General features: G+C 63.5%; 3 protein-coding genes. 2 read left to right on the top strand and 1 reads right to left on the bottom strand.

Translation table 11 applies throughout. The annotated features are described in order from the left end of the window. The first annotated feature begins 317 nt into the window (after positions 1-317). Positions 318-1,037, top strand: coding sequence for a class I SAM-dependent methyltransferase (locus A9W96_RS04380; RefSeq protein ID WP_067138089.1), 720 nt, complete (start codon positions 318-320; stop codon positions 1,035-1,037). A gap of 65 nt (positions 1,038-1,102) precedes the next feature. Here the strand turns inward: A9W96_RS04380 and A9W96_RS04375 are convergent, their stop codons facing one another. Further along, positions 1,103-2,371, bottom strand: a complete 1,269-nt coding sequence (locus A9W96_RS04375; protein ID WP_067138087.1) for a glycosyltransferase — start codon at positions 2,369-2,371, stop codon at positions 1,103-1,105. Between the two features lie 327 nt (positions 2,372-2,698). Here A9W96_RS04375 and A9W96_RS31165 point away from each other — a divergent pair. Continuing rightward, positions 2,699-2,833, top strand: a 135-nt coding sequence (locus tag A9W96_RS31165; RefSeq protein WP_197499385.1) for a glycosyltransferase, incomplete at its 3' end; no start/stop codon positions are given.

Raw genomic sequence — 2,833 nt, 5'->3', positions numbered from 1 at the left:
GGCTCGATATCACCACGAGTTCCGTAGCTCGCCACCACGAACTTCATTGCAAAAACGAGCCTTTCAGCCGTCGCGCGCCAGGCCAGGCCAATGGTACCGGCCGACATCGGCCACGATCCGATTCTCGGGTGCATGCTGGCCATTGGCTGAAGGACCACCAATAGTCACTAATGGCGACTTCGGAGCGGCTGGTTAGCTTAGCCTCGAGAATCTGGTCAAGAAGCCCCCAGCGCGGGCGACACTGGGCCGACACTGGCGCCCGACGAGCGGTTGCTCCGATCGTCGGACGGACTGATGCAGCCACGAAGGGGGTTCACATGAACCGCATCAACGCTGTACAGCGCGCGCTGGACGGGCGGCGGCAACGCGTCTATCTCGAAATCGGCGTGTCAACCGGAAAAGCGTTCCGACACGTCGAGGCCGAAGAGAAGATCGCAGTCGACCCAGCCCTGATGCTCTCGGCGCGGACGCGCAAGCGCGCCGCCGCAAAGGCAGCGGCCACATACTATTTCGACACCGGCAGCGACGCCTTTTTCGCGAGCGAATCGGCATTCCTCGAACAGCGGGGTATCGACGTCGCTCTGATCGATGGACTCCACACCCACCGGCAGGTCGTGCGCGACATCGACAACACGCTGCGCTACCTGCGCGACGATGGGGTCATCTTCGTACACGACTGCAACCCGACTCGCGCCTCGATCGCCTGCCCTGCGGGGTCTTACGCCGACTTTCGCGCTCGGCATCGCTGGCGGGACATTTCCTGGGGACTTACCACATCGGGCACCTTGGCCGCCCTGTGGAGCGGTGACGTCTGGAAGGCGATCGTCGAGTTGCGCAGCACCCGTGAGGATCTGCGCATCGCGGTGCTCAATTGTGATTTCGGGGTTGGCGTCGTGCGAAAGGGAACTTCGGACTCGCTACTGCCCTACTCGGCAGCGCAAGTCGACGCGCTCGAATACGCAGATCTTGCCGCCGACCGGAACCGCTTGTTGAATCTGAGGCCCCCGGCGTATCTCGACGAATTCCTTGCTTCGTAGCGCTGGCAAACGCCGGCCTGGTCGCGGATAGCCGCCTACAACACGCATGACCCGAGAACCCGCGTTCAGCCAACACGCTTGAAGCGGGCGAAGTTTTCGACAAGATCGACCGCGGTCGCGGCGCTGTCCACAGCTCTGGTCATCCTGGTGGCGAATTCGCGGGCTTGCGTGAGGTATTGCGATGCCAGAATGGTGCGCAGATCCGAGACCAGCGAGTCCTGCGTCGTCGTCGAAAAGCGTCGTCCCCTGCCCAACTTCAGCCGCTTGACCCGCGCCGCCCAAATAGCCTGGTCGGGCAGCGTCCACAGAATTAACGCGGGAAGCCCGGCGCGCAGCGCCGCGTTCGTAGTGCCCGCTCCGCCGTGGTGAACGAAGGCTCGGCATGCGGGAAGGACCGTGGCGTAGTTCATCGCGTCCACAACCTTGACGTGGTCGAAGTGCGAGACGTTCGTGAAGTCGGTCCCCGCTGCCGAAATCAACGCGCGCTCGCCCAACTCCGAGCAGGCCGCAGCGATCATGTCGAGGGTGTCGGCAGCGGATTCGACCGCCGCGCTGCCAAACCCGAAGCAAATCGGCGGCGTTCCCGAGGCGATCCACGACAGGACGTCGTCATCGGCCGGCGTGGGCAATTCCAAAGTCAGCGCACCGACGAAGGGGCGCTGGCCGTTCCATTTCGCCCATTCGGCGGCAAGCCCTGGGTAGCAGGCGTCGTCGTAAGCCTGAATTTCCAGCGATCCGTGTTCGGCGATTCGTCGCGTCCAAGGACTTGCTGTCTTGGGCAATCCGAGTTCGCGCCGCTGCGCGTCATCGGCCGACTTCGATCCACGCCACAACAACCAGTCGTAGAAGCTCATGCCGACTCGGCCCACCGGTGCCGGCAGGAAGGGCACGAGCCTGCCGTTGGGCCGCCACGGGAAGTGATGCAACGTGGCGAGCGGAATGCCGCAGTACTCCGCGACGTTCGCGGCCGTGTCTTCATAGTTCATGCCGGTAAGCAGGAGGTCGGCTCCGTCCGCCAGTGACGTCAGTGTCTCGTTCATCTGCACCCAGGCCCCAGTGCTGACTTTCCACAGCTCGCGTCCCCACTCCGATAGGTCACGCATTCTCCAGAACGTGCTGAACACGGAGGTAAAAAAGTTGCGGAACACGTCCAGCCATACCCGTGTCTCCGCTCCGTAGGGCACCGCGGTAAGCCCGGCCGATTCCGCGAAGTCAACCAGGTCGGGCGGGACCGCGATGCACACGTCGTGCCCTCGGCGCTGCAGCTCACGGCCGACTACAACCGACGGCTCGATATCGCCTCGAGTCCCGTAGCTCGCCAACACAAATCTCATTGCGGATCTCAAACTTTCGGTTGTCGCGCCGCCCGGCGACGTATCGTTCCCGAACCGAGCCAAATGCCGACGACGCGGGTCGACGTACCCACGGCCGGCCACAGCCCCGGTGCCCACATCTCCGGTAGAGCCAGAGCCTAGACATGGCTCCGCGGCGACGGCAGGTTTCGGCGTCCGCCGCCCACATTGCCAACGGGTTCCGTGAGTCAGCGCAACTCGCTGAACTAGCACTGGGTGTCCGGTTATGCTGCGGTCGTCTGGGCCGAGGGCGTGGGCCGCCGCTTGCAATCCGACGATGCGCCAGGGAATCGAACAGTCATGACCGCGATGAAGTTTGTGCTGGCAAATTGGGGAACGCGTGGCGAGGTCGAGCCGTACCTAACGATCGGCCGTGAATTGGTTCGCCGCGGGCATGACGTGAGTATGGCCGTCGCTCCCGAAATGGTCGATTTCGTCGAGTCA

Source organism: Mycobacterium sp. 1245852.3 (assembly GCF_001669335.1).
Lineage (GTDB): Bacteria > Actinomycetota > Actinomycetes > Mycobacteriales > Mycobacteriaceae > Mycobacterium > Mycobacterium europaeum_A.
The sequence above is the reverse complement of the archived record's forward strand: the minus strand, read 5'-3'. Positions and strand labels throughout refer to the sequence as shown.